Genomic DNA, 23711 nt, shown 5'->3' on the forward strand with positions numbered 1-23711 from the left:
CGAAAAACATCATTCCTTCAAAACGCGTCCGAAGCGGCGGTGCCAGCTGGCGCCGTCCCTGTTTTTTCCTCGCCGGCGGGCGGCGGGGCGTGCGGATCGGAATCGCGGTTGGCCGCGTCCCTACTCCATCCTGTGAAAAACTGCCAGCGGCTCAAATGCGCCAGCACCCTGTCCGCAGCGCGGGCGTCGGTAATCGCCAGATGCACCGCATTCTCGCGGCCCAATGCCATAGATAGGGTGCCGCGGTCCACCGGCAAGACCATCCCCTCGCGTCCCGACCCTTCGGCATCGTCGCCGACGCGCCACGCCTGCGCCAGTTTCTTGCGGCCGTCTTCGCCCGCGTCGCTGGCGTGGAGAAGCAGGCGAACCTGCCCCTTGCGCGCCGCCGTTTCGATCTTTTCATTGCCGCTGATCAGCGTGCCCGAGCGCGATTCCAGGCCGAGCCGGTCGAGCGTCGCGCGCTTGAGCTGCGCCTCGATACGCGCTCCGAGATCGTCGGGGATCGCGATATGGCTTTCGTGCAGCGCGCGCGCGAGCCCGCCTTTCAGCTTGCCCTTGGTTTGCGCAGCCTCAAGCTCGGCGCGCGACACGCCGATCCACGCGCCGCGGCCCGGCGCCTTGCCTAGCACATCGGGGGCGATGCTGCCGTCGGGGCCGAGCGCAAGGCGCACGAGCCGCTCCGCCGGCAAAACATCGCCGGTGACTACGCAGCGCCGCTCGGGCACATGCTGGCCGCGCCCCTTTGCGCGGTCGGTTTCGGTCAGCTGATCATTGCGCGGGGTCCGCATCGGCGGCCTCCCCGGTTTGCGGCTCCGCCGCGGGCCCAGCTTCGGCAGGGGCAGCCGCTTCGGGCTCATCGTCGAACCAGTGCGCACGCGCCGCCATGATGATCTCGTTACCCTGCTCTTCGCTCAGGCCATATTCGCCCAGAACGCCGCCCTTGTCCTCGGCGCGCTCGCTGCGCGCCGGACCGCGGCGGTTGTCCTGGCGCTTCTTGGCGATGAGTTCGTCGGTCGCAAGGTCGGCGAGGTCGTCGAGCGTCTTGATCCCTGCCTTGCCGAGCACGACGAGCATCGCTTCGGTGAGGTGCGGGATATCGGCCAGCGCATCCTCGACGCCCAGTTCGCGGCGTTCCTGACGCGACGCTTCCTCGCGGCGTTCGAGTCCTTCGGAGGCGCGGCTTTGCAGTTCCTGCGCCAGCTCCTCGTCGAACCCTTCGATGCTCGCGAGCTCGTCGATGCCGACATAGGCGACTTCCTCGAGTTCGCCGAAGCCTTCGGCAACGAGCAGCTGCGCGAGCGTTTCGTCGACGTCGAGTTCTTCCTGGAACATCGTCGAGCGCTCGACGAATTCGCGCTGGCGCTTCTCGCTCGCGTCGGCCTCGGTCATGATGTCGATCTGGCTGCCGGTCAGCTGGCTCGCGAGACGGACATTCTGGCCGCGGCGACCAATGGCAAGGCTCAACTGGTCGTCGGGAACGACGACTTCGATGCGGCTGTCATCCTCGTCGATAACCACGCGCTGCACCGTCGCGGGCTGGAGCGCGTTGACGACGAAGGTCGCCGTATCTTCCGACCAGGGGATGATGTCGATCTTTTCACCCTGCATTTCCTGGACGACTGCCTGAACGCGGCTGCCCTTCATGCCGACGCACGCGCCGACGGGGTCGATGCTGCCGTCATAGCTGATCACGCCGATCTTGGCGCGGCTGCCCGGATCGCGGGCGGCGGCCTTGATCTCGATGATGCCATCGTAGATTTCGGGCACTTCCTGCGCGAACAGCTTTTTCATGAAGTCGGGGTGCGCGCGGCTGAGAAAAATCTGCGGGCCGCGCGTTTCGCTGCGCACCGACAGGATCAGCGCGCGGACGCGGTCGCCGACACGCATCAGTTCGCGCGGAATCTGCTGGTCGCGGCGGATGACGCCCTCGGCGCGGCCGAGGTTGACGACGATATGGCCGAATTCGACCGATTTCACGACGCCGGTGATGATCTCGCCCGCGCGGTCCTTGAATTCGGCGTACTGGCGCTCGCGATCGGCCTCGCGGACCTTTTGGAAGATCACCTGCTTCGCCGACTGCGCGTCGATGCGGCCCAGATCGACCGCGGGCAGCGGATCGACGATGAAGTCGCCGATTTTCGCGTCCTTCTGCAATTTCTGGCCCGCGGCCAGATCGACCTGCTTGAAATAATCCTCGACCTGCTCGACCACCTCGACGACGCGCCACAAGCGAAGGTCGCCGGTCTGCGCGTCGAGCTTGGCCCGAATGTCGTTCTCGGCACCATAACGCGCGCGCGCGGCGCGCTGGATCGCTTCCTCGATGGCCTCGATGACGATGGCCTTGTCGATCATCTTCTCGCTGGCGACGCTGTTGGCAATCGCGAGCAGCTCGGCCTTGTTGGCGGAAATGGCAGTGGCCATCAGTCCTGTCCTTCTTCTTCCATTTCGTCGGCACCCTCGACCGAGAGCGGGACGGTTGCGGCAATCAATTTGTCGGTGAGAACCAGCTTTGCAGTATCGATCGCGTCGAACGGCAGCCTGTGTTCCACCCCTTCCTTATCCGAAATCATCACGACATCGCCGTCGATACCGACGAGCATGCCGTTGAAGCGCTGGCGCCCGTCCAGCTTTTCCTTGAGCGCCACTTTCGCCTCATGCCCCGCCCAGTCGGCGAAGTCGGCGCGGCGCGTCAGCGGCCGGTCGATGCCGGGCGACGACACCTCGAGCCGGTAGGCGATCTCGATCGGGTCCTTACCCGCCTCTTCGAGTGCGTCGAGCTTCTCCGAAATACGGCGCGACAGGTCGGCGCAATCTTCGATCGTCAGCTGACGCGTGTCGGGGCGTTCGGCCATTACCTGCAAGGTCGGATCGCTCTCGCCGCCGAAAAAGGCGACGCGCACGAGCGCAAGGCCCATCGCTTCGGCTTCGGGTGCGATGATCGCGTTGAGGGAGTCGAAATCGACCAAGCTATCTTCCCAATCCGGATGACCGGAAAGCATGTGGGTATAGCCGCCGCGGCCCGCGGCCCCGACGTCCCAACTGGCTAACCATGTCAAGAAGTAGGGCCGCATATAGGCGCGTGGCGGCGAGTCGGCAAGGGGGAATGGCATCGGCGGCGGATCGCCAGATCTGCCGTGCAACATTTTGTTGGCGTTTCCGCGTATAAGGCGGGCTGGCCCGTCCTGCGCGAATCGCGCGGGGAGCACCCATGGAAATGTAACGAACGCATGAAGCCCGAACTGACCCTGACCGCCCGATCGACGTGGCGCGACCCGATACCGGAAAAGCCGGTGGGGCCGGGGCGCGCCTTCTGGGCGGCGATTATCGCGGTGGTCGCGGTCGCCTGTCTCGCCTTCCTGCTGTCGAGCGGACAGCTTCGCGCGCCGGCGGTCTTTGGGCCTTACAGCGTGTCGGTCCCGCTCGATTTCAAGGCTTATGACCCCGAACGCTGGGCGATCATGAATGCCGAGGATTATGAGACGGCGCTGAAGATCGATCCGACGCTGCCCGATCCGGCCAGCGTGGGCTATGGCGACGCGACCGCGATGCCCCCGGCCGATCCCGCGCTTCTGCGCGAGGAGGCCTTTGTGGGCCCGCCCGCAAAACCCTATATTTTCCGCGGACTGACCGCGCTCGACCGCGAGCGCGCGCATTATTGCCTGACCGCCGCCATCTATTATGAAGCCGCGTCGGAAACCGACGACGGGATGCGCGGCGTCGCACAGACGGTCGTCAACCGCGTCCGCCACCCAAGCTTTCCGAACACAATATGCGGCGTCGTTTTCCAGGGATCGCAGCGCGCCGGCGTGTGCCAGTTCACCTTCAGCTGCGACGGTGCGATGGCGCGCGCGCCCGAACGGCGGAACTGGCTGCGCGCGAGCCGCGTCGCCTCGGCCGCGCTTGGCGGATTCGTCTTTCCAAAGGTCGGGCTTGCCACCCATTATCACACGCAGGCAATCTGGCCGCGCTGGGGCAAGAGCCTGGTGATGACCAACATTGTCGGCGCGCATATCTTTCACCGCTGGCGCGGGCGCTGGGGGATGCCCGACGCGTTTCGCGCGCCCTATCCGGGCCGCGAGCCGGTACCCGGCCCCTATCTGCCGATCGCGCAGCAGCTTGCGATCCTGAAGGGTCAGGGGCTTCCGCCCGGCGCGGGCCCGGTTGCCGCTCTCACCGGCCCCGCCGCGCCGCTGCCCGACGCCGGCCCGGCACCGCTGCCCGGGGCGATGGCGCCCGCCGCACCACCCGCGCCCACCCCGCCGCCGGCCGCCGCGCCGACCTACACCGACCCGCGGCTCAACCAGTCGGGCCAGATCCGTGAAGAATTCAGCAAGAGCGGAGAGTGGAAAGGCTGAGCCTTTCGGCCTAGGCTTCCGATATCTTCACGGGAGGCCATCATGGGACATGTCAAAGGCATCGGGGGACTGTTTTTCCGGGCGCACGACCCCGCGGCGCTCGCCGCATGGTATCGCGACCGGCTGGGCGTTGGCGGCGGGTGCAGCGCGGACGACAGCGTGCCGCCGAACCAGTGGGTCTGGAACGTCTCAGCGGGCCCGCTGGTCTTTTCGCCCTTCAAGGCCGACACCGACTATTTCGCTGCCGACCGCCAGTTCATGATCAACCTGCGCGTCGATGATCTCGACGCCGTGCTGGCCCCGTTTCGCGAGGCCGGCGATGAAATCATCACCAAGGCCGACTGGGATGATCCGGCGATCGGCCGCTTCGCGCGCGTGCACGACCCCGAAGGCAATCCGATCGAGCTTTGGGAACTGCCGAAAGGCTAACCGCGCAGCCAGTTGGAACGGCCGGTTTCGACCGGTTGCGGACGTAAGATCCTCCCTCTGGCGAAGCCATGGGGAGGTGGCAGCGCGAAGCGCTGACGGAGGGGCTTAACGCCCCTGGCTGCGCCAGCGCTTGACGACACGCTCCACGATTTCGACCTCGCCGCCGGTTTCGCGCCACAGCTTCGAAAAGAGAGGATCGCTCGACGCCGGCCGCTTTTCCTCTTCCAGCGTGTCGAGATAGACGCGGATCGGGATCGACACGCCCTCGCCGCAGACGATGCACTCGCGGTTGCGCAGCGCCGGGATCGAATCGATGAACCCGCGCGCGCCTTCGGGCATAGCCGCCTTCACGAAATGCTGGTCGCGCTCGTTGTTGAGGCGCATCGAGATGATCGTGCCGCACTGCGACAGCACGCCTTCGGCAAGATCCGACGGGCGCTGGGTGATGAGCCCCAGCGAAACGCCATATTTACGGCCTTCCTTGGCGATCCGCTCCAGGATCTTGCGCACCGCCTGTCCCCCCCCGACGTCCTTCGACGGGATGTAGCGATGCGCTTCTTCGCAGACGAGCAGGATCGGACGCTGCGGTTCGCCGCGCGACCAGATCGCATAGTCGAAGGTCAGGCGCGACAGCACCGCGACGACAACTCCCGTGATATCCGACGGGACGCCCGACACGTCGATGATGGAGATGGGCCGGCCGTCCGACGGCAGGCGGAAAATCTTTCCGAGGAAATTCGCCATGGTGTCGGCAACGAGCATGCCCGAGAACATGAAATTATAGCGCGGGTCGGCGCGCATTTCCTCGATCTTGCCCTTGATGCGCATGAACGGCGCCGAAGAGGTGGCCTTGTCGAGCTTGCCCATCTCGTTCTGCAGGATGTTGAGCAGGTCGGAGAGCAGATAGGGGATCGGCGAATCGACCGTGATCTTGCTCATGCCTTCGGCGAGCCGGTTCTTGGTACGCGCCTGCAGCAGGCAACGTGCGAGCACGTCGCAGTCGGCCTGTCGATCGCGGCCCTCCGCCGTGATGAAGACCTCGCAATGTTCCTCGAAATTCATCAGCCAATAGGGCATCGCCAGATTGTCGACGTCGAACAGCGCGCCGGTGCCCTTGAAAGCGGCCGAATATTCGCCGTGCGGGTCGATCATCACGATATGGCCCTGCGGCGCCATTTCGCAGATCTTGTGGAGGATCAGCGCGGCGCTGGTCGATTTACCCGTACCCGTCGAACCGAGCAGCGCAAAATGTTTGCCGAGCATCGCATCGACATAGAGCGAACCGCGGATGTCCTTGGTCGGATAGACGGTGCCGATTTCGACATGCGCGCGCTCGTCGGCGGCGTATATCTGTTTGAGATCGGCGCTGGTGGCGGCGAAAACCTGGCTACCCGGAATCGGATAGCGCGTCACGCCGCGCCGGAAATTATGGATACGCCCGGTGATCTTTTCCTCTTCGCCTTCGCCGAGGAAATCGATTGTCGCGACGATCAGGCCTTCGCCGCGTTCGTGGAGTTGCTGGTCGCGGATACTCGCGATCAGCCAGACATTGCCGACCCGTATCTTGACCTGCGCGCCGACCTGTCCCGCCATCGCCACGGCGGCATCGCTGGACGACGACAATTTGCCGATCGTCTCGGCATCGAGCAGGATACGCGACGCCGAACCCGAAATATCGATCACTTCGCCGATCATCAGGTCGTCGCGATGATGCACGGTGGCGGGCGCGACCGGCGCGACCGGCGCGGCGATGCCCCCACCCGCGAGCCGAACATGCTGTACCGCTGTCGAATCCCCGGCGCTCAATCCGCCGCCCTGCATATCCATCAATTTGCCCCGCCTATCATGGTCCCCGGGCCCGGTATCGCAGCTGAGGGTAAATATTGGCTGAAGGCGGTCAGCGGCGGCGGAATATGGCCGATGCGCCATAACCGAGCACGAGCGACAGAAGCACCGCGCTCAGCCCATAGAGAAAGCCGTGGCGCTCCGCCGCTAGCGCGACGAAACGTTCGAAACCGGCCTTGCGGATCTGGACATCGCGCGAGGCGACTGCAAGCACGCGGCCCCGGCTGATCAGATAGGTTTCCGCGCGATAGGTGCCGACGGGAACGCGCGCCGGAACGGGAATGCGGGCACGATAAAGGACGCCTTCGGTGATCTCGACCGCCGCGGGATTTTCGTAGAACAGCCCGATCCGGCGATAGAGGTCGGCGAGTCCCGCCTCGAACCGTTCGAGTTTCTTCGCTTCGGAAAATCCGCTGGGCGACATCGACAGGTTGGCGAGCCCGAGTTCAAAGATGGCGGCAGTGCGTTCGTCGACGATCTTGTCGATGGGACGCGACGAACCGATCGCGTAAAATCCGGGCGAGGTGCGCAGGCGCAGGCTGTTCGCATTGACCCATATTCCCGCGACGCGACGCTTTTCGCGCAGGATGATCGGCCGCACCGGCCCCTTCAGCACGACGACGATATCGGCGCGGTCGTTGGGAAGCCGCTGGCCGGGATAGAGGATCGCGCCGAACAGCAGCAGTTCCTCGCCCGTAAAGCTGTACTGGATATCGATCGCGCGGCTCGACACGTCGGGGACCAGCCGCGGATCGGCGGCGTGCACGGCGGTCGCCGGGAGCAGCGCCAGCGCGAGCCCGACGATCAAGGCGCGCGCAATAATCATTGGACCGTGTAGATTTCATCGGGACGGATGAACAGATCGACCGCCATGCGCAGCGCGACAAGCAACACGATCGCGGCGAGCGCCATGCGTAGATATTCGGGCTTCACCTTTTGCGCGAAGCGGGCGCCGAATTGCGCGCCGGTGACGCTGCCGAGCAGCAGCAGCCCCGCAAGCACGATATCGACCGCGCCCGTCGTCATCGCGTGAACCATCGTCGTCGCGATGGTCACGAACAGAATCTGGAACAGCGAGGTGCCCACGACCACCTGCGTCCCCATGCCCAGCAGATAGAGCATCGCGGGAACCATGATGAAGCCGCCGCCGACACCCAGCAGCATCGTCAGAACACCGACCGCCATGCCCAGCAAGAGCGGCGCGAGCGGCGAGATATAAAGCCCCGACCGATAGAAGCGCCAGCGCATCGGCAGGTTGGCGACCATCGGATGATGGCGCCGTTTGCGGGCCGGCGCGGGGAGGCCCGCGCGGGCCGCGCGCAACGCCGTCCATGCCTCGCGCGCCATCAGCCCGCCGACGGACCCGAGCAACGCGACATACAGGATGTTGATCACGGTATCGATCTGCCCCCAGGCGGCGAGCAGTTCGAACAAGGCGGCGCCAAGCAGCGAGCCGAGCAGCCCCCCGGCGACGAGCACCCAGCCCATGCGCAGGTCGACCCCGCCGCGCTCGAGATGCGCGAGCGCGCCCGACACGCTGGCGCCCGTCACCTGCGTCGCGGCCGATGCCGCCGCGACCGTGGGCGGAATGCCGTAAAAGATCAGCAGCGGCGTGGTCAGGAAACCGCCGCCGACACCGAACATGCCCGACAGGAATCCGACGCCGCCGCCAAGCAGCACGATGACCAGCGCGTTGACCGACAAATTGGCGACGGGGAGGTAAAGATCCATGGGCTCCGGACGACCTAGGCGGCGCCGAGCGGCACCGATTCCAGGACCCTAGACGATTTTGTCGAAGCGGGGAATCGTTGCTGCGGCTATTTTCTTCGCGGGTCAGAAGTCGGTGGCGAGCGTCAGGGCCAGCCCGCTTTCGGGACGCGCGTCGCCCGCGACGCGCTGCCGCCAGTCGAGCGCCACCCGGCTCCCTTCGCCGATATCGGGAAGGCGAAGCGTCAGTCGCGGGCCCACATCGACGCGCGCGGCGCCGGGCTGTGCGGCACCCGCCGCCAGCGCGCCGAGGCGCAACGGCGCATCGTCATCGGGGCCGAGGCGGCGGTCGACCACGACCGCACCGTCGACGAAACCGTCGCGCCGCCGCGCGCCGACGACGCCCGCCTGCCCATAGGCATCGAGCCGGAAGCCGCCGGGCAGCGAAACGTCGCCCACGCCGCCGCTGACCATCACGGCGAACGCGCTCCGCCCTTCTTGCCCGGCCGCGATCCTGCGTTCGACAGCCAGGTCGACCGGAAACCGCGGCAATGGCGCAAAGGCAAGCCCAAGCGCAACCTCACGCTGTTCGGTCCGGCGTATCGCCATCGTCGCCCGGCCATAGGCCCGCACACGGCCGGTATCGCCAAAGCCATAGGCCAGCCGCAGTCCGGCCTGACTGCCCCCAAGCTGGCTGGCCGCCGCAATGCCTTCGGGCGACGGCTGGTCGCCGCCATGCACATAGGCCCACCCGCCAAGCGACCATCCGGCGAGTTGACGGCGAATCCAGAATGGCTTGCCCTGCCCCGGTTCGGCGTGCGCGGCGACCGGCGCGTGTTGCCACATGGGTTCGCCGGTCGCGACGGCCGATCGTCCTGCGCGCGCCGAAATCGCGGGCAATAAGCGCGCCATCAGCGCAAGGCGAAGACTGTGCCGGTCCGCACCGAAACCTCCGCCCGTCGGCCCGGACGGGCGCGCTTCCATTCCCGCCTCGCCCAAAGCGAATCCCGTATCCGCTCGCAGCAGCGCCATCATGCCCATGGGACGTTTGCCTTGCGGCGCAGGCACCGCGGGAGGCGCAACCCCGGCGCCCTTCGTCCGCCCGGCGATCGGCGAGACGCCGCTCGCCGCGAAGGGAGGGGGCATCGACCAGGGGTTCGTCACCGCAGCGGGCGGCGGCGGCACCGCCGGGTTCCAGGCCATCAGGACACGCAAGGAAATCCAGCCGCCCAAACACAGGATCAGGAACCGCAGCGCCCCCGCTTCGCGCCGCATCGCGGACCGGCGCACCATCATCGCCTCGACACCGGCAGCGCGGCAGGCTGCGCGGCGATGTCGCTTTCCATGTGATCGGTCTTGTCCCACACGACCTCGCCCGACCGCAGGATGCGCCAATAGATCGCCACCGCGCGCCTCGCCGCGAGCATCGCGATGATATTTGCGACAAAGGCGCGCGGCAGCGCCAGGCAACCCTGCCTCCAGCCGTACCAGCGCGCGGTAAAATGGCTGCGCATGCCGAGCCGCCAAAGCAGCAGCACCGCATTGAGCGCGAGGAGAAGGCGCAGGCCATCGCCGACCACGACCGGCTCCCACCCCAGCAGCATCCGGCCGGCCCAGCCGATCGCCATGACGATCGATCCCGCATAGGCCGCCAGCAGGATCAGCGCGGCAAGCGGCGCACGCCGGTCGCGCCAGAGCATCCAGCGCGCAAGCCAGCCCTGTCCCGCGGACCGCCCGGAATCGCCGTTCCGCGATCCGGGCCAGCCCAGATGGTCCCAGCCCGCAAGCGCGATTCCCGCGATCCAGCGCGCCTTCTGCCGCACCGCGGCGTCGATGCTGTCGGGGAAAAGACCCCGCGATACAATGGGAGTGCCGGTCGGGCCGATGGCCTGCAGGAATTGCGAGCCAAGGCCATAGGTCCCAAGGAGCATCCCGATCTCATAATCTTCGGTCAGGCTGTCGCGGCGAAACGGATCGCCCCCACGTTCGATCGCGAGCAACGCCAGCGTATTGCGCGCGAGCGCGCAGCCCACGCCGGCCGACGGCAGCGGCATTCGCAGGCGCGACCGCACGACCAGTTCCTTGCCATGCGCTTCGGCAAATTCGTCGCCATAATGACCGCCGACCCAATGCGCCCCGCGCACGAGCCAGGGGACCACCGGAATTTGCACCATCGCATTGTCGGCAAGGCCGATGCGATACAGCGCAAGTTCGTCGGGATGGACATGATCTTCGGCATCGTGGAGGACGACCGCGGCAAAGCGCATGTCGCCAGCGCGCTCATCGTTACAAAGGGCCGCCCACAGCCGGTTGAGATTGTCTCCCTTGGTCGTCGGGCCTTCTGCCTCGTGGATGACGAGGCGCAGCCGCGGGTCGCGCGCGATCAAGGGGGAAATGGCGAAAAGCGTCGCTGCGTCGTTAGGATAACATCCGACATAAAGGATGAAGTCCTCGTCCGCCCAAGTGGCGAGCGTCCGGCGCAGCATCGCCGGCAAGACACGCGCCTCGTCCCACGCGGGCACGAATATCGCGAGCGCGCCAGCGATCGGCGACGTAGCGGAACGATCGGCCGGGCGCGACCGGCCGATCGCCAGCCAACAAGCGTCGAACAGCAAATCGTCGAGTCCGATCAACAGGATGCCGACCGATGCAAACAGCATCAGTTCGTGGCCGGCCCCGTGGACCAGCCATTCCAGCCATGCAGTCGAAAGCTCCACCTGCCAGCCCGCCCCCCTCGCGGCCCAATGCCCCTTGGCAAAGGGGTAATCCGCAAGGCAAATTTGTAAAGCGCGGCGCTTGTCGATAGGAACCCGCCATCCTTCATCGTCACAAGGGAATTGGCCGATCGTGAACCGCAGTTTTCCGCCCCGTTCAGCGCTGCGCGACTTTCTCGAGAGCGAAAGTGCGGGAGGCATATTGCTGATTTTCGCAGCCATTTTGGCGATGATTGTCGCCAATTCGTCGCTTGGCGAAACCTATGAACATGCCATCCACGCAGTAACCGGTCCGGTGCTGACCGACAAGCTGGGCCCGATGACGGTCCATCTGTGGATCAACGACGGATTGATGGCGATATTTTTCCTGCTCGTCGGGCTGGAGATCAAGCGCGAGTTCGTCGACGGCCGACTCGCGAGCTGGGACCGGCGACGGCTGCCCTTCATCGCCGCGGCGGCGGGCATGGCGGTGCCGGCCGCGCTCTACATGCTCTTCGCGGGGAAAGAGCCGGGGCTCGCGCAGGGTTGGGCGATCCCGGCGGCGACCGACATCGCCTTTGCGATGGGGGTGCTCGCACTGCTCGGAAAGCGCGCGCCGACGTCGCTTAAGCTTTTCCTCGTCACGGTCGCAATCGTCGACGATATGGGTGCGGTCGCGATCATCGCGCTTTTCTACACCGCGGAGATCAACATGGTCGCCCTCGGTGCCGCCGCGGCGGTCCTTGCCCTCATGTTCGCGATGAACCGCGCAGGGGTGAAAAGCCTCATCCTCTACCTGCTGATGTTCCTCCTCCTCTGGTATGCGATGCTGCTGTCGGGCGTCCATGCGACGATCGCGGGCGTGCTCGCCGCGATGATGATCCCCTTCGAACACACGCCCGGCGCGCCCGACAGCGCGACCTCGCCGCTGCACCGGCTCGAACATGCGCTGCATCCGTGGGTCGCCTTTGCGATCGTGCCGCTGTTCGGTTTCGCCAATGCCGGAGTCGATGTCGGCGGATTGACCGCCGAACAGATTTTTGCGCCGCTGCCGCTCGGTATCGCGGCGGGGCTGTTCTTCGGCAAGCAGATCGGCATTTTCGGCAGCGTCTGGCTGTCGGTCAAACTTGGCATCGCGGGCAAGCTGCGCGGCGCGACCTGGCTCCAGATCTACGGCGTCGCCATGCTGTGCGGTATCGGCTTCACGATGAGTCTGTTTATCGGCGGGCTCGCCTTCCCCGGCGATCCGACGCTCGTCGAGGAAGCGAAGATCGGTATCTTGATGGGATCGCTGGCGGCGGCGCTGGCCGGCTTTGCGGTGCTGCGCTTTGCCCCTGCCCATTCGCAGCATGACGCGATCGAAGGCGCGTCCGATGCCGAAATCAATTCCGATGGCGACGTGCGCGACATCTGCGACAGCGAGACGCCCGCGGGCGAGCGGCCGGCCTGATGCGACGGCGCGTGCGGCTGACCGGGGCGATGCTGGGCGCGAGCCTGGCGCTGTCCGGCTGTTATGCGCTCGACCCCGAAATGAAGCGCACGGTCGCCGAACGCAAGGCGCGCGAGCGTGCGCCCGCGGCCGCTCCCGAAATCGCGCCGCCGGTATCGGCCCCCGAGGTTCCCGTCGTCGACGTGCGGCGTACCGACGGACAGTCCGGCTGGCCCGAACCGCGCCCCGCGGTCGATCCGGCGGCGGCAAGCCAGGCAGGACAGGCGATCGGCGAGGTCGCCGCCGCCTATGTCGCGTTGAGCCTTGAGGTCGGGACGCACGAAAAGGGCTATATCGACGCTTATTATGGCCCGAAACAGCTGTTCGAAACCGCGACGGCAAAACCGCGCGACAAGGACGCACTGTTGCTGGCCACGCGGCGGCTGGCCGAAAAGATCAGGGTGGCGATGCCCGGTCTCACCGATCCGATCGAACGCCGCCGCGCCGCCTTCCTGGCCGCGCAGTTGCGCGCGGCGGAAACGCGGCTGGAAATGATGCAGGGCGTGCGATTTTCGTTCGCCGATGAATCCGAACGGCTGTTCGGTGTCCGCCCCGAACTGAAACCGCTCACTGCCTATGACGCGCCGCTCGCGACCGTCGCGGCGATGCTTCCCGGCGACAAACCGCTCGCGGAACGGGTCGAAGCCTATCTCGATCGCTTCACCATCCCCGCCGACCGGCTGCAGAAGGTGTTCGACGCCGCCATCGCGCGATGCCGCGGCCGAACCGCGACCCATGTCGCAATGCCCGAGGGCGAAAGCTTCGACCTCCAGTTCGTCACCGGCAAAAGCTGGAGCGGCTATAATTATTACATGGGCGGCTATCACAGCATCATCCAGGTCAACACCGACCTGCCGATCCGCCTGTCGCGCGCGCTCGATCTTGGTTGCCACGAAGGCTATCCGGGCCACCACCTGCTGAACATGAAGATCGAGGAACAGCTGGTGCGCGGCCGCGGCTGGATCGAGTTCAGCGTCTATCCGCTCTACAGCCCGCAAAGCCTGATCGCCGAAGGCACGGCCAACTATGGCATCGATCTCGCCTTTCCCGACAAGACGCGGCCCGACACCGAACGCGACATCCTGATGCCGCTCGCCGAAATCGCGCCGCCCGCCGATGACCGCTACTGGCAGTTGCTCGACGCGATGAAGGCTTTGCAGGGCGCGCGGCTAACGATCGCGCAGCAGTATCTCGACGGGCAAATCGACCGGGCGGCGGCGGTCGCGCTCACCCGGAAATATCTGCTTGTGTCGGCGGCGCGCGCCGAACAGATGACGGCCTTTACAGACCGATATCGCAGCTATGTGATCAACTATGGTCTCGGCGAAGAGATTGTTCGCGATTTCATCGAACGCGGCGCACCGGACCGCGACGAAATCTGGCGCCGCATGGCGCTGATCCTCGGCGAGCCCACGCTGCCGGCGGACCTGCTGGCGCCATGACCGGCGGCGTACCGCTCCTGTGGCTCGGCCAGGCGGGCTCGCCCCGCCGCCCGCCGGCGGGGGTCGCCCCGCACGGATAGGAACCGGCGCATCGTTGCGCCGCCGATTATCCCTGCAACCAATTCACCAGGAGCAGATCATGCTCGACAAGACCGAAACCCATCGCCGTATCGAGACGCCCGAGATGAAGGATTATGGCGTCTACCTCGCGGTCGACCGCTTGCTCGACTGCCAGAAGCCGCTCGCCGATCTTTGCACTCCCGACGAATTGCAGTTCCAGATCGTCCACCAGGTCGAGGAACTGTGGATGAAGCTGATGGCTTTCACTCTCGTCGAAATCGACGGCCATATGGCTGCGGGCGAGACGATGCGCGTGCTGACGTTGTTCGACCGCGTGAACCGCATCATGCGGATGATGACCGACCAGCTCGCGCTGCTCGAAACGATGAGTCCCTTCGATTATCAGTCGATCCGGCTCCAGCTCGGCAACGGATCGGGGCAGGAAAGCCCGGGCTTCCAGCTGCTCCTGACACTGCCGCAGCCATTGTGGGCGCGGTACAAGGCCGCCTATCTCGACCCCGCGGGGCGCAGCGTCGCCGACGTTTACGACACCGGCTACAAGCATGACGAGGCTTATATGGTGGCCGAGGCGCTGATCGAGTTCGACGAACTGTTCCAGATCTTCCGCGCGCATCACATCTACCTGATCCACCGGTCGATCGGGATGGGGTCGAAATCGCTGAAGGGCCGCCCGGTCGAACTGCTCAACGCGGGCGCGCGGCACCGATTCTTCCCCGAGCTGTGGGACATTCGCGCCGACATGACCGACCGCTGGGGCGCCGAATATGGCGTCAAGCGCGACAGCATTAGCAATCCCTCCCCCGCCGGACACGGCAGCGGGCTGTGAGTGGCGCGCTGCTGGCGGAAGCGATCCGCGACCGCTTCCATCTGCCGCCCGGCGTCACCTATCTCAAGAGCCATAGCGTCGGCTGCCAGCCGCGTGCCGCCGAAGCGCTGCTCCGCGACCGGCTGCTGACGCCCTGGCGCGAGGCGGGCGAGGCCTGGCCGCATTGGCTGGAGGCGATCGGCGCATGGCGCGCCGAGCTCGCCGGGCTGATCGGCGTCGAGGCACAAGATCTCTGCCCCGCGACCAACGTCACCGCGGCGCTATCGCGCTACATCTCGGCGCTGGGACAGGCGACCGACCGGCGGACGATCCTGCTCGCGCCGAGCGCCTTTCCGACGATCGGCTATCTCGCGAGCGGACTCGCGGCGGTGGGGTGGAAGACGCGTTACCTACCGCGCGATTCCGACGTCCGCGACCCCGAAAACTGGACGGCGGCGCTGGGCGACGATGTCGCGCTCGTCATCGCGATGCATGTCAGCTCGAACAGCGGCGCGCTGACCGATATCGCTGCCATCGCTTCGGCGGCGAGGGCAGCCGGCGCCCGGTGCATTGCGGACTGCGCGCAATCGGTCGGCGTGGTGCCCGTCGCCCCGGCCGCATGGGGCATCGACGCGGTGCTCGGCACCAGCGTCAAATGGCTGTGCGGCGGCCCCGGCGCGGCGTGGCTGTGGGTTGCACCCCACGACCGCACCGCGCTCGATCCGATGGAGCGTGGCTGGTGGAGCCACGAAAATCCTTTCGAGATGAATATCCACGATTTCCGTTACGCCCCCGACGCGCGGCGCTGGTGGGGCGGCACGCCCGATGTCGCGCCGTTCGTGCTGTCGGCCGCAGGGATCGGCGAGATCGCCGCGGTTGGCGTCGATGCGGTTCGCGCGCACAACCGGGCGCTGCAAGCAATGTTACGCGAGGCGCTTGAACCAAGGACGCCGCAATGGCGCTGGCCGACGGGCGAGATCGGCGGCACGCTGTGCATCGACACCGGCGCCGGCCAGCCGCGTGTTGCCGAGGCGCTCGACCGGCACCAGTTACACGCCGACTTTCGCGGGTCGATCCTGCGCCTGTCGTTCCACGCCTACAGCAGCGTCGCGGACGTCGAAAAGACAGCGGCGGCGCTGGGTTGAACCGCGCCGCCGCCCGTTCCGGGGAGCGGCCTATTCCGCCGCCATCGCCATTTCGACGCGCTGCGGCCCGCGGATCACGCCGCCGGGGGTCGGCCCCTGCATCGCGCCGTCCCTGAAGGTGACGACCCCCGATTTCACCGTCGCGACATAGCCGTCGGCCTTTTGCAGCAGACGCTTGCCGCCCGCGGGCAGGTCGAAGGCGAGCCACGGCTTGCCGAGCTTGAGCGCATCCATGTCGATGACATTGAGGTCGGCGAGATAGCCCGGCGCGAGGACGCCGCGATCTTCGAGGCCATAGAGCATCGCGGTATCGCGGCACTGGCGCTTGACCGCATGTTCGAGCGCGATACGTTGGCCTTTGCGGTCGCGCACCCAATGTTGGAGCATGAAGGTCGGCGAAGCCGCGTCGCAGATCGTCCCGCAATGCGCGCCGCCATCGGACAGGCTGTTCACCGTGTCGTCGGCGGCCTGCAAATCCTCAAGGAAATTGAGGTTGCCATCGCGATAATTCAAAATCGGGAAATAGATGAAGCCCTTGCCGTCGTCCTTCATGAGCAGGTCATAAGCATATTCGGCCGGCGAGGCCCCCGCCGCCGCAGCGCGCGCCATGATGCTTTCGTCCATCTTGGGCTCGTAATTGAAATCGGGGTCCATTTCGAACTGGACCGGCCAGCCCAGTGCGACGACTTTCAGAAAGTCGATGATGTCGCTTTCGGGCCAGATATTTTCTTCCTCGATCATCCGGGCCTTGAACGCCGGATCCCTGAGTTTTGCGAGCTGCTCTTCCCACGGCAGGTCGATGATCTCTTCCCAAGCGGGCTTGAAGCGGAAGGGATGCACCGTTCCCTGCCACGCCATGATCACGCCGTTGCCGCGCAGCGCGATCTGCGCGACGATGTTCGCGCCGCTCGCATTCTGGCGCCGCATTTCCTCGATCTGCTCCTCGAGCGGCAGTTCCTTGGCGATCGACTGGAGCGCGGCGAAGGTCACCGGCAGCCCGGTTTCGCGGCTCAAATCGCCCATCCACTGAAACTCGTTCCACTCGCGCTTCAGGTCGCTCGCCATTTCGAACACGCCATAACCGACGCGCCCCATCGCGCGGCCGATCGCGATCAACTCCTCGGCGGTCGCGGTGGTACCGGGGACGAGCTCGCCATCGACCGACTTGTGGAGCACGGTGCGGCTGGTCGAGAAACCGAGCGCGCCGGCACGCACGCCTTCTTCGACGATCCGCGACATTTCGGCGATGTCGGCCTCGGTCGGGATCGCGCCGGGCTTTTCGCGGTCGCCGAGCACATAGGCACGCACTGCGCCGTGCGGGACGTGGCACGCGACATCGACGGTGCGCGGCAGCTTTTCGAGCGCATCCATATATTCGGGGAAGGTTTCCCAGTCCCACGTCATGCCCTCGGCCAATGCGGTGCCGGGGATGTCCTCGACGCCTTCCATCAGCGAAATCAGCCAGTCGTGGCGATCGGGCTTGGCGGGCGCGAAGCCGACGCCGCAATTGCCCATCACGACCGTGGTGACGCCGTGCCAGCTCGACGGCGCCATTTCGGAGTCCCACGTCGCCTGGCCGTCATAGTGCGTGTGGACGTCGACGAAGCCGGGGGTGACGATCTTGCCGGTCGCGTCGATTTCCTCGCGGCCAGCGCCAAGCTTCTCGCCCACGGCGACGATCCGGTCGCCATCGATCGCGACGTCCGCGACAAAGGGCGCGCCGCCCGAGCCATCGACGACGGTGCCGCCGCGAATCACCAGATCATGCATGTCCGTCTCCCGATTTTTTAGTTTCACAGAAAAACCTATCATCAAATTCGCGAGATGCAAATAATCGGGCGAAGGCGGCGCAATGCTGTTATACTCGCACGATACACCAAAGGGAGTCGATGCCATGATCCGTCCGCTTACCCTCGCCGTCCTCCTCGCCATTTCGGCGACCCCACTTGCCGCCAAGGAAAGCACCGTCAGCTACAAGGCCGCGCTCGCCGACCCCGCGCGCCCTGCCGCCGACCGCGAGCGCGACGCCGCGCGCAAACCCGCCGACCTGCTCGCCTTTGCGCAGATTGCCCCGGACGAAAAGGTCGGCGATTTCGTCATGGGCGGCGGCTATGTCACGCGCCTGCTCGCCGCCGCGGTCGGCCCGGCGGGCAAGGTCTATGGCTTCCAGCCCGCCGAATTCATCGCCTTCAAGAAACAATATGGCGACGACCAGGCCGCGGTGGACGCCGCCTATGCCAATGTCGATGCCGTGGCGGGGCCCTTCGCCGCACCCGCCTTTCCCGAGCCGCTCGACACGATCATCACCGTGCAGAATTTCCACGATCTCTATCTGAAGCCCTTTCCCGAGGGGACGGGCGACAAGGCGAGTGCGGCCTTGTTCGCGGCGCTGAAACCCGGCGGCACGCTCGTCGTCGTCGACCATAGCGCGGCCGACGGCAGCGGCACGACCTTGTCCGACAGCCTGCACCGCATTGACAAGGATGCGGTCGTCGCCGCGCTGACCAGCGCGGGTTTCGAGCTGGAAGCCGAAAGCGACCTTTACCGCCGCCCCGACGATCCGCGTAGCGCCAATGTCTTCGACAAGGAAATCCGTGGCAAGACCGACCAATTCGCATTGCGCTTCCGTAAACCGGGCTGACCGGGTGCGGCCCTTCTCCCGACGTCGTCATCCCCGCGAAAGCGGGGATCGGGCGCGTGCGCCGGCTAACCGCTACCGAGTTCCCGCTTTCGCGAGGATGACGAATATCGGGTACGGCAACTGACCACCCCAAAGCCGTCTCCCGTCAAAGCGAAGAGGTTTCCGGGCGCGAGCGGAGCGTATATCCCACGCCCTTGACCGTGTGCAGCATGGGCCAGGCGAACCCCCGGTCGACCTTGGCACGCAACCGCGACATATGCACCTCGACCCGGTTGGTGCCGGGATCGAAATCGAGCCGCCACACCGCACGGAGCAGCGCATCGCGCGACAGCGGCCGATCGGGCACGCGCGCAAGATTGGCGAGCAGGTCGAATTCGCGAAGCGGCAGGCGGATCAACCGCCCCGCGCGTTCGACGCGGCGATCGATCAGGTCGATGCGCAATTCGCCCTCTCCGAGCTGGCCGGCAGCGATGCGACTGCGTCGCAACAGGCTGGCGACCCGGGCCTGCACTTCGGGCAGATTGCCGGTCCAGCCGACGGCATCGTCAGCCCCGGCGCAGAGCGCCACCATCCGGTCGTCGAGCGAATCGCGATCCGACACCACGATCAACGGCCGCCGTCCGGCGATCGACCGCGCGAGGCGAACGAATTGAAAGGGCTCCTGCCAATCGAGAAAGGGGTTGATCAGGAGCAGGTCGAAACAGGCATCGACCCAGGGGCGGAGGCCATTCGCCTGCGGCGGCAGGATTTGAACGCGGCAACCCACGGCTTCGATGGCAAGGCAAAGCTGCTCGGCCCGCGCCGTCCACGGATGATATATGGCGACGAGCAACGTCCTGTCGTCCTGCCCGGCGCGATCCGCTGATGCCATTCCCGACCCCCGTCGCCGACGCAACATCCTGTCGCCTCGCCGCCCCACCGGCATTGCACCGCCTTTCGGCTGTGCTAACCCTAGGCCATGACCAGTATCGAAATGCTTGATGGCGATTTCGCCACCCTGTCCGACCTTGTTCGCGCCCATGCGGCGGAGCGCCCCGATGCCGTAGCGGCTGCCGACCCGGTGCGGCGGCTGAGCTGGTCCGAACTGGACCAATTGACCGACCGAATCGCCGCGCGCCTCCAGCAGGACGGTTTCCGGAAAGGGGACCGCACGGCGATTGCTGGACTGAACAGCGTCGAACAGATGGCGGTGATCCTGGGCACGCTGCGCGCGGGCGGCGTCGCAGGGCTCGTCACCAACAGCGCGACCGGCGAGCAAATGGCGGCGATGATCGCCGACACCGGCGCGCGCCACCTGTTCCTCGACGGCGCGGCCAAGGCGAGCCTTGAAGGGCAAATGATCACCGCGAGCGAGCTGATCGCGATGGACGGCGGCGACGCGGGAACGCCGCTCGATGCCTGGCTGTCATTGGCGGGTGCCAGGCCGGCGCCGGTCGATATCCGGCCCGAGGACGGGTTTAACATCATCTATTCGTCGGGGACGACGGGAACGCCAAAGGGCATCGTCCACAGCCATGCGATGCGCTGGCAGCATATCCTGCGCGGCGCCCCGGCCTATGGCCCCAATGCGGTGACGATCCTGTCGACGCCGCTTTATTCGAACACGACGATGGCGAGCTTCCTGCCGACGGTCGGGTCGGGCGGGCAGGTCGTGCTGATGAAGAAATTCGACGCGCGTGGCTTTCTCGAACTCGCGGCGCGCGAGCGTGCGACAAATTGCATGCTGGTGCCGGTGCAATATCGCCGGATCATGGCGCTCGACGATTTCGGCGATTTCGACCTGTCGAGTTTCGTGGTCAAATATTGCACTTCGGCGCCTTTCCCGGCGGCCCTGAAGGCCGATGTCCTGCAACGCTGGCCCGGCGGGCTGGTCGAAATTTACGGGATGACCGAGGGCGGCGCGGCGTTCATCCTCGAGGCGCATCAATTTCCCGACAAGCTTCACACCGTCGGCAAGCCCGCGCCGGGGCATATCGCAAAGGTGATCGACGAAGAGGGCAAGGAATTGCCGCAGGGTTCGGTGGGCGAAGTCGTCGGCCGCAGCCCAGCGATGATGACCGGATATAACAACCGCCCCGACGCGACCAAGGCGATGCACTGGTACGATGCGGAAGGAAATCTCTTCTATCGCCACGGAGACATCGGGCGGATCGACGAAGACGGGTTCCTGACGCTGATGGACCGCGCGAAGGACATGATCATTTCGGGCGGCTTCAACATCTTCCCGAGCGACCTCGAAGCCATATTGATCGCCGACGACCGCGTCGTCGAAGCCGCCGTTGTCGGCATGCCGAGCGAAGAGTGGGGCGAGACGCCGGTGGCGTTCGTCGTGCTGAAACCCGGCGCCGATGCGGAAAATATCCGCGCCGACTGCAACGCCAAGGTTGGAAAGACCCAGCGCCTGAGCGCCATTGCTGTGGTGGACGAATTGCCGCGCAGCCCGATCGGGAAGGTGCTGAAGCGCGAATTGCGCGACGCCTATGCTACGTGATGTCGACGGCATCTGAAAGCCGGGCGTTGCGGCATTCGCAGGCGACGAAAGCAGTGGCGGTCAGGTTGTTGGTCTTCGCCGTTGCGGCGGCTCTCGCCGGGTGTGGCAGTTCGACTGCATCCCCGGCTCCGACGACGAACGAAGTCGAGACGGCATTGATCAGGCGCGCGGGCGTCGGATGGGATAAGGCCTGGAAGGCTCAATGTCCGCAACATAGACTCGATTGGCTGGCTCCCGGCGTCGAGTCCGATCTTCTCGATGATTTCGGTCGGCAGCCGGATTCGCGCGCGGGTGCAAACGATGATCGGTTCGACGACAGTCCCAAATTTTGCGGGACCGATGAGCGATGGGGTCGGTCGTGCGACGTCGTGGCCAGGAAGCGCGCTTTACATAAGATGGGAGCCCTCACCGATTTCGCGAAATTCGCTTGCGCCCGCATGGTTTGCACCGGGCAATCGGACTGCCATCAACCTTAAGGTCGGGATGACGGCAACAGGTCGCAAGCGGCTCTGTCGATCATCGTCATCCCGGACCCGATCCGGGCTCCTGATTTCAGCGCCGCGGATCGCGGATCAAATCGGGAATGACGAGGGGATGGCAATATTCAGACTTACCCCGAGCCGCGTCTTCTACCGCCGCATCATGCGACGCCGTGATACCACCAGACGCCGCCGCGATCCTCGCGCTGCACCCGCCCTTCGACCTCGAGCCGTTTAAGATGCGCGAGCGCCTCGCCCGTCGCGAGGCCGCGGTTATGCTCCCCGATCGGGCGGTTGAAGAGCAGTGGAAAGGCGTCGACCGCGCGCATCGGCGCCTTCGCCGCGGCTTCGGCGAGGTTATAGAGCCGCATCCGATGCTCGTCGCGCAGCGCCATCAACCGGACGTGCAGCCCCTCGAACGGCTCGCCATGCGCGGGACACACGATGACGTCGGCTGGTATCGTCGCGATCAGCTTGTCGATCGACGCCAGCCATTCGCCGAGTGGATCGGCATCGGGTTCGGTGATGTTGACCGACACGTTCGAACTGATCCGCGGCAGCACCTGATCGCCCGACACGAGCACGCCCTCGCGCTCGTTCCACAGGCACGCATGTTCGGGGCTATGTCCCGACCCGGTCACGACGCGCCATCGGTGCGTCCCCATGTCGAGCGTCTCGCCGTCGCGGATCCGCACATAGGAGCGCGGCAGGGCGAAAATCATGCGCCGGAACATGTTCCAGCCGTGCGAACGCTGGGCTTCGATCGCATCTTCGTCCCAGCCCGCGGCGCGCGACTGGGCGAGCACCTCGTCGGGTGCGGTGTCGGAGGAATCGGCGATGATCGCCCGCGCGGTCAGCATCTCGCCGCGCGTCATCCACAACTTCACTTGCTGTTTCTTCGCGATCCAGCCGGCGAGGCCGATATGGTCGGGGTGCAGGTGGGTGCCGATGACGCGGGTGATGCGCTTGCCGTCGAGCGCACCGGCATAGAGCGCCTTCCACGCGTCGGAACACATCGTCAGGCAGATGCCGGTATCGACCACCGCGATACCGTCCCCCCGGTCGTCGGCGTCGTCGAGCAGCCAGCTGTTGATATGGCCGAGCGAGCCCGGCATCGGGATGCGCGCCCAGCTGATCCCGTTCGCGATGCGGATCGTTTCGCCCGCCCCCGGCGCCGCGTCGCCCCACGGATAGGTCAGGCCCGCGTGACTGGTCGCGGTGAAGCTGTCGTCCTGGGTCAGCGAAGCGTCCGGCGACCCGCTGGCCGCCGGGATATGATCCTCATCGCGCGCCGCCGCCACGACGTCAGGCTTCGCCGTCGGCTTCGGCTTCCTCGGCCGCACGCGCTTCGGCGGCTGCGGTGCGTTCGGCGCGTAGTTCTTCGAGCAACGCCTCGCGGTCACCCTCGAACCGGCTGTCCTCGGGCGCCTTGATTCCGGCCTTCTTCGCGGCCTTGGCAACGAGCGCGTCGAGTTCGCGCTGCGAGCAGAGGCCGAGCGTTACCGGATCCTTGGGCACGATGTTCGCGCTGTTCCAGTGGCTGCGGTCGCGAATTGCGCCGATGGTGTTGCGCGTAGTGCCGATCAGCTTGCCGATCGCGCCGTCCGACACTTCGGGATGGTTCTTCAGGATCCACGCGATGCCGTCGGGCTTGTCCTGCCGCTTGCTGACCGGGGTATAGCGCGGGCCGCGCGTGCGGCGGATCGTATCCTGCGCCTGCACGCTCATCTTGAGCTTGTAGTTCGGGTCCTTCTGGCCCTTTTCGATTTCCTCCATCGACAACTCGTGCGCGCGGACAGGGTCGCGGCCGGTATATTTGGTCGCGGCGGTCTCGTCGGCGATGGCCTGCACTTCGAGGATGTGGATGCCGCAATATTCGGCGATCTGGGCAAAGGTCAGACCGGTGTTGTCGACCAGCCAGGCGGCGGTCGCGTGCGGCATCAGCGGGGTCGGATTGGCGTTGGCCATGGCGAAACACTCCAAGCGGAAATAATAAGGGCCGCCCCTCGCGGGGCGGCCGTTCGGCGGTTGATGTAGACCCGTTTGGCCGGTGGAGCAAGCGCGAAGGGCGCTCGGGCGCCGCTCAGGCTGCGCCCAAGCGCCAGCGGC

General features: G+C 65.9%; 20 protein-coding genes. 8 read left to right on the forward strand and 12 right to left on the reverse strand.

Features of this window, described 5'->3' with window-relative positions; translation table 11 throughout:
* Window positions 1-17: 17 nt before the first annotated feature.
* The 3 genes from HDC35_RS08125 to rimP are packed head-to-tail and all read right to left on the reverse strand — an operon-like array spanning window position 18 to window position 2966.
* A complete protein-coding gene (locus tag HDC35_RS08125; protein WP_184645546.1) occupies window positions 18-788 on the reverse strand; it encodes a DUF448 domain-containing protein in 771 nt (256 codons plus the stop codon).
* On the reverse strand, window positions 769-2421 hold the full coding sequence (gene nusA / locus HDC35_RS08130; RefSeq protein ID WP_184645549.1) for a transcription termination factor NusA: 1653 nt from the start codon (window positions 2419-2421) through the stop codon (window positions 769-771). Before nusA ends, HDC35_RS08125 begins: the two co-directional genes overlap by 20 nt.
* Window positions 2421-2966 carry a ribosome maturation protein RimP gene (gene rimP / locus HDC35_RS08135; protein WP_260397623.1) on the reverse strand — a complete coding sequence of 182 codons (546 nt, stop codon included), beginning with the start codon at window positions 2964-2966 and terminating at the stop codon, window positions 2421-2423. The genes nusA and rimP overlap by 1 nt, the downstream gene beginning before the upstream one ends.
* Window positions 2967-3227: 261 nt before the next feature.
* Between rimP and HDC35_RS08140 the strand changes: the two genes are divergently transcribed.
* Both HDC35_RS08140 and HDC35_RS08145 read left to right on the forward strand, forming a co-directional pair.
* Window positions 3228-4355, forward strand: a complete 1128-nt coding sequence (locus HDC35_RS08140; protein ID WP_184645551.1) for a cell wall hydrolase — start codon at window positions 3228-3230, stop codon at window positions 4353-4355.
* Window positions 4356-4397: 42 nt separating this feature from the next.
* Window positions 4398-4784 (forward strand): VOC family protein, encoded by a 387-nt coding sequence (locus tag HDC35_RS08145; protein ID WP_184645553.1) that lies wholly within the window; start codon window positions 4398-4400, stop codon window positions 4782-4784.
* Between the two features lie 105 nt (window positions 4785-4889).
* Here the strand turns inward: HDC35_RS08145 and HDC35_RS08150 are convergent, their stop codons facing one another.
* From HDC35_RS08150 to HDC35_RS08170, 5 genes are all read right to left on the reverse strand, one after another.
* Window positions 4890-6611, reverse strand: a complete 1722-nt coding sequence (locus tag HDC35_RS08150) for an ATP-binding protein (RefSeq protein ID WP_184646480.1) — start codon at window positions 6609-6611, stop codon at window positions 4890-4892.
* A gap of 70 nt (window positions 6612-6681) precedes the next feature.
* Entirely contained in the window at window positions 6682-7455 is a 774-nt protein-coding gene (locus tag HDC35_RS08155) for a TIGR02186 family protein (RefSeq protein WP_184645555.1), read from the reverse strand.
* Window positions 7452-8360, reverse strand: a complete 909-nt coding sequence (locus HDC35_RS08160; RefSeq protein WP_184645557.1) for a sulfite exporter TauE/SafE family protein — start codon at window positions 8358-8360, stop codon at window positions 7452-7454. The genes HDC35_RS08155 and HDC35_RS08160 overlap by 4 nt, the downstream gene beginning before the upstream one ends.
* A 102-nt stretch (window positions 8361-8462) precedes the next feature.
* Complete coding sequence (locus tag HDC35_RS08165) at window positions 8463-9632, reverse strand: hypothetical protein (protein WP_184645559.1); 1170 nt, start codon at window positions 9630-9632, stop codon at window positions 8463-8465.
* A complete protein-coding gene (locus HDC35_RS08170) occupies window positions 9629-11053 on the reverse strand; it encodes a glycosyl transferase family protein (protein ID WP_311770737.1) in 1425 nt (474 codons plus the stop codon). The genes HDC35_RS08165 and HDC35_RS08170 overlap by 4 nt, the downstream gene beginning before the upstream one ends.
* A gap of 130 nt (window positions 11054-11183) precedes the next feature.
* On the opposite strand from HDC35_RS08170, the gene nhaA reads away from it, so the two are divergent.
* The 4 genes from nhaA (at window position 11184) to HDC35_RS08190 (ending at window position 15991) form a co-directional block, all read left to right on the forward strand.
* Entirely contained in the window at window positions 11184-12479 is a 1296-nt protein-coding gene (nhaA, locus tag HDC35_RS08175; RefSeq protein ID WP_409437937.1) for a Na+/H+ antiporter NhaA, read from the forward strand.
* Entirely contained in the window at window positions 12479-13960 is a 1482-nt protein-coding gene (locus HDC35_RS08180; RefSeq protein ID WP_184645563.1) for a hypothetical protein, read from the forward strand. The genes nhaA and HDC35_RS08180 overlap by 1 nt, the downstream gene beginning before the upstream one ends.
* 139 nt (window positions 13961-14099) lie before the next feature.
* Window positions 14100-14867, forward strand: a complete 768-nt coding sequence (locus tag HDC35_RS08185) for a tryptophan 2,3-dioxygenase family protein (RefSeq protein WP_184645565.1) — start codon at window positions 14100-14102, stop codon at window positions 14865-14867.
* On the forward strand, window positions 14864-15991 hold the full coding sequence (locus HDC35_RS08190; protein WP_184645567.1) for an aminotransferase class V-fold PLP-dependent enzyme: 1128 nt from the start codon (window positions 14864-14866) through the stop codon (window positions 15989-15991). The genes HDC35_RS08185 and HDC35_RS08190 overlap by 4 nt, the downstream gene beginning before the upstream one ends.
* Window positions 15992-16021: 30 nt before the next feature.
* Here HDC35_RS08190 and HDC35_RS08195 read toward each other — a convergent pair whose 3' ends face one another.
* Complete coding sequence (locus tag HDC35_RS08195; protein ID WP_184645569.1) at window positions 16022-17761, reverse strand: amidohydrolase family protein; 1740 nt, start codon at window positions 17759-17761, stop codon at window positions 16022-16024.
* Between the two features lie 124 nt (window positions 17762-17885).
* On the opposite strand from HDC35_RS08195, the gene HDC35_RS08200 reads away from it, so the two are divergent.
* Window positions 17886-18632, forward strand: a complete 747-nt coding sequence (locus HDC35_RS08200; RefSeq protein WP_184645571.1) for a class I SAM-dependent methyltransferase — start codon at window positions 17886-17888, stop codon at window positions 18630-18632.
* A 145-nt stretch (window positions 18633-18777) separates the two neighbouring features.
* Here the strand turns inward: HDC35_RS08200 and HDC35_RS19615 are convergent, their stop codons facing one another.
* Window positions 18778-19503 (reverse strand): response regulator transcription factor, encoded by a 726-nt coding sequence (locus tag HDC35_RS19615; protein ID WP_260397624.1) that lies wholly within the window; start codon window positions 19501-19503, stop codon window positions 18778-18780.
* A gap of 87 nt (window positions 19504-19590) precedes the next feature.
* Between HDC35_RS19615 and HDC35_RS08210 the strand changes: the two genes are divergently transcribed.
* Entirely contained in the window at window positions 19591-21123 is a 1533-nt protein-coding gene (locus tag HDC35_RS08210; RefSeq protein ID WP_184645573.1) for a class I adenylate-forming enzyme family protein, read from the forward strand.
* Window positions 21124-21763: 640 nt separating this feature from the next.
* Here the strand turns inward: HDC35_RS08210 and HDC35_RS08215 are convergent.
* Both HDC35_RS08215 and HDC35_RS08220 read right to left on the reverse strand, forming a co-directional pair.
* Window positions 21764-22903: an MBL fold metallo-hydrolase gene (locus HDC35_RS08215; RefSeq protein ID WP_184645575.1), complete on the reverse strand. Its 1140-nt coding sequence runs from the start codon at window positions 22901-22903 to the stop codon at window positions 21764-21766.
* A 4-nt stretch (window positions 22904-22907) separates the two neighbouring features.
* Window positions 22908-23570, reverse strand: a complete 663-nt coding sequence (locus HDC35_RS08220; protein ID WP_260397625.1) for a DUF1013 domain-containing protein — start codon at window positions 23568-23570, stop codon at window positions 22908-22910.
* Window positions 23571-23711 lie beyond the last annotated feature (141 nt).

It is taken from the genome of Sphingopyxis sp. JAI128, assembly GCF_014207235.1.
Taxonomy (GTDB): domain Bacteria; phylum Pseudomonadota; class Alphaproteobacteria; order Sphingomonadales; family Sphingomonadaceae; genus Sphingopyxis.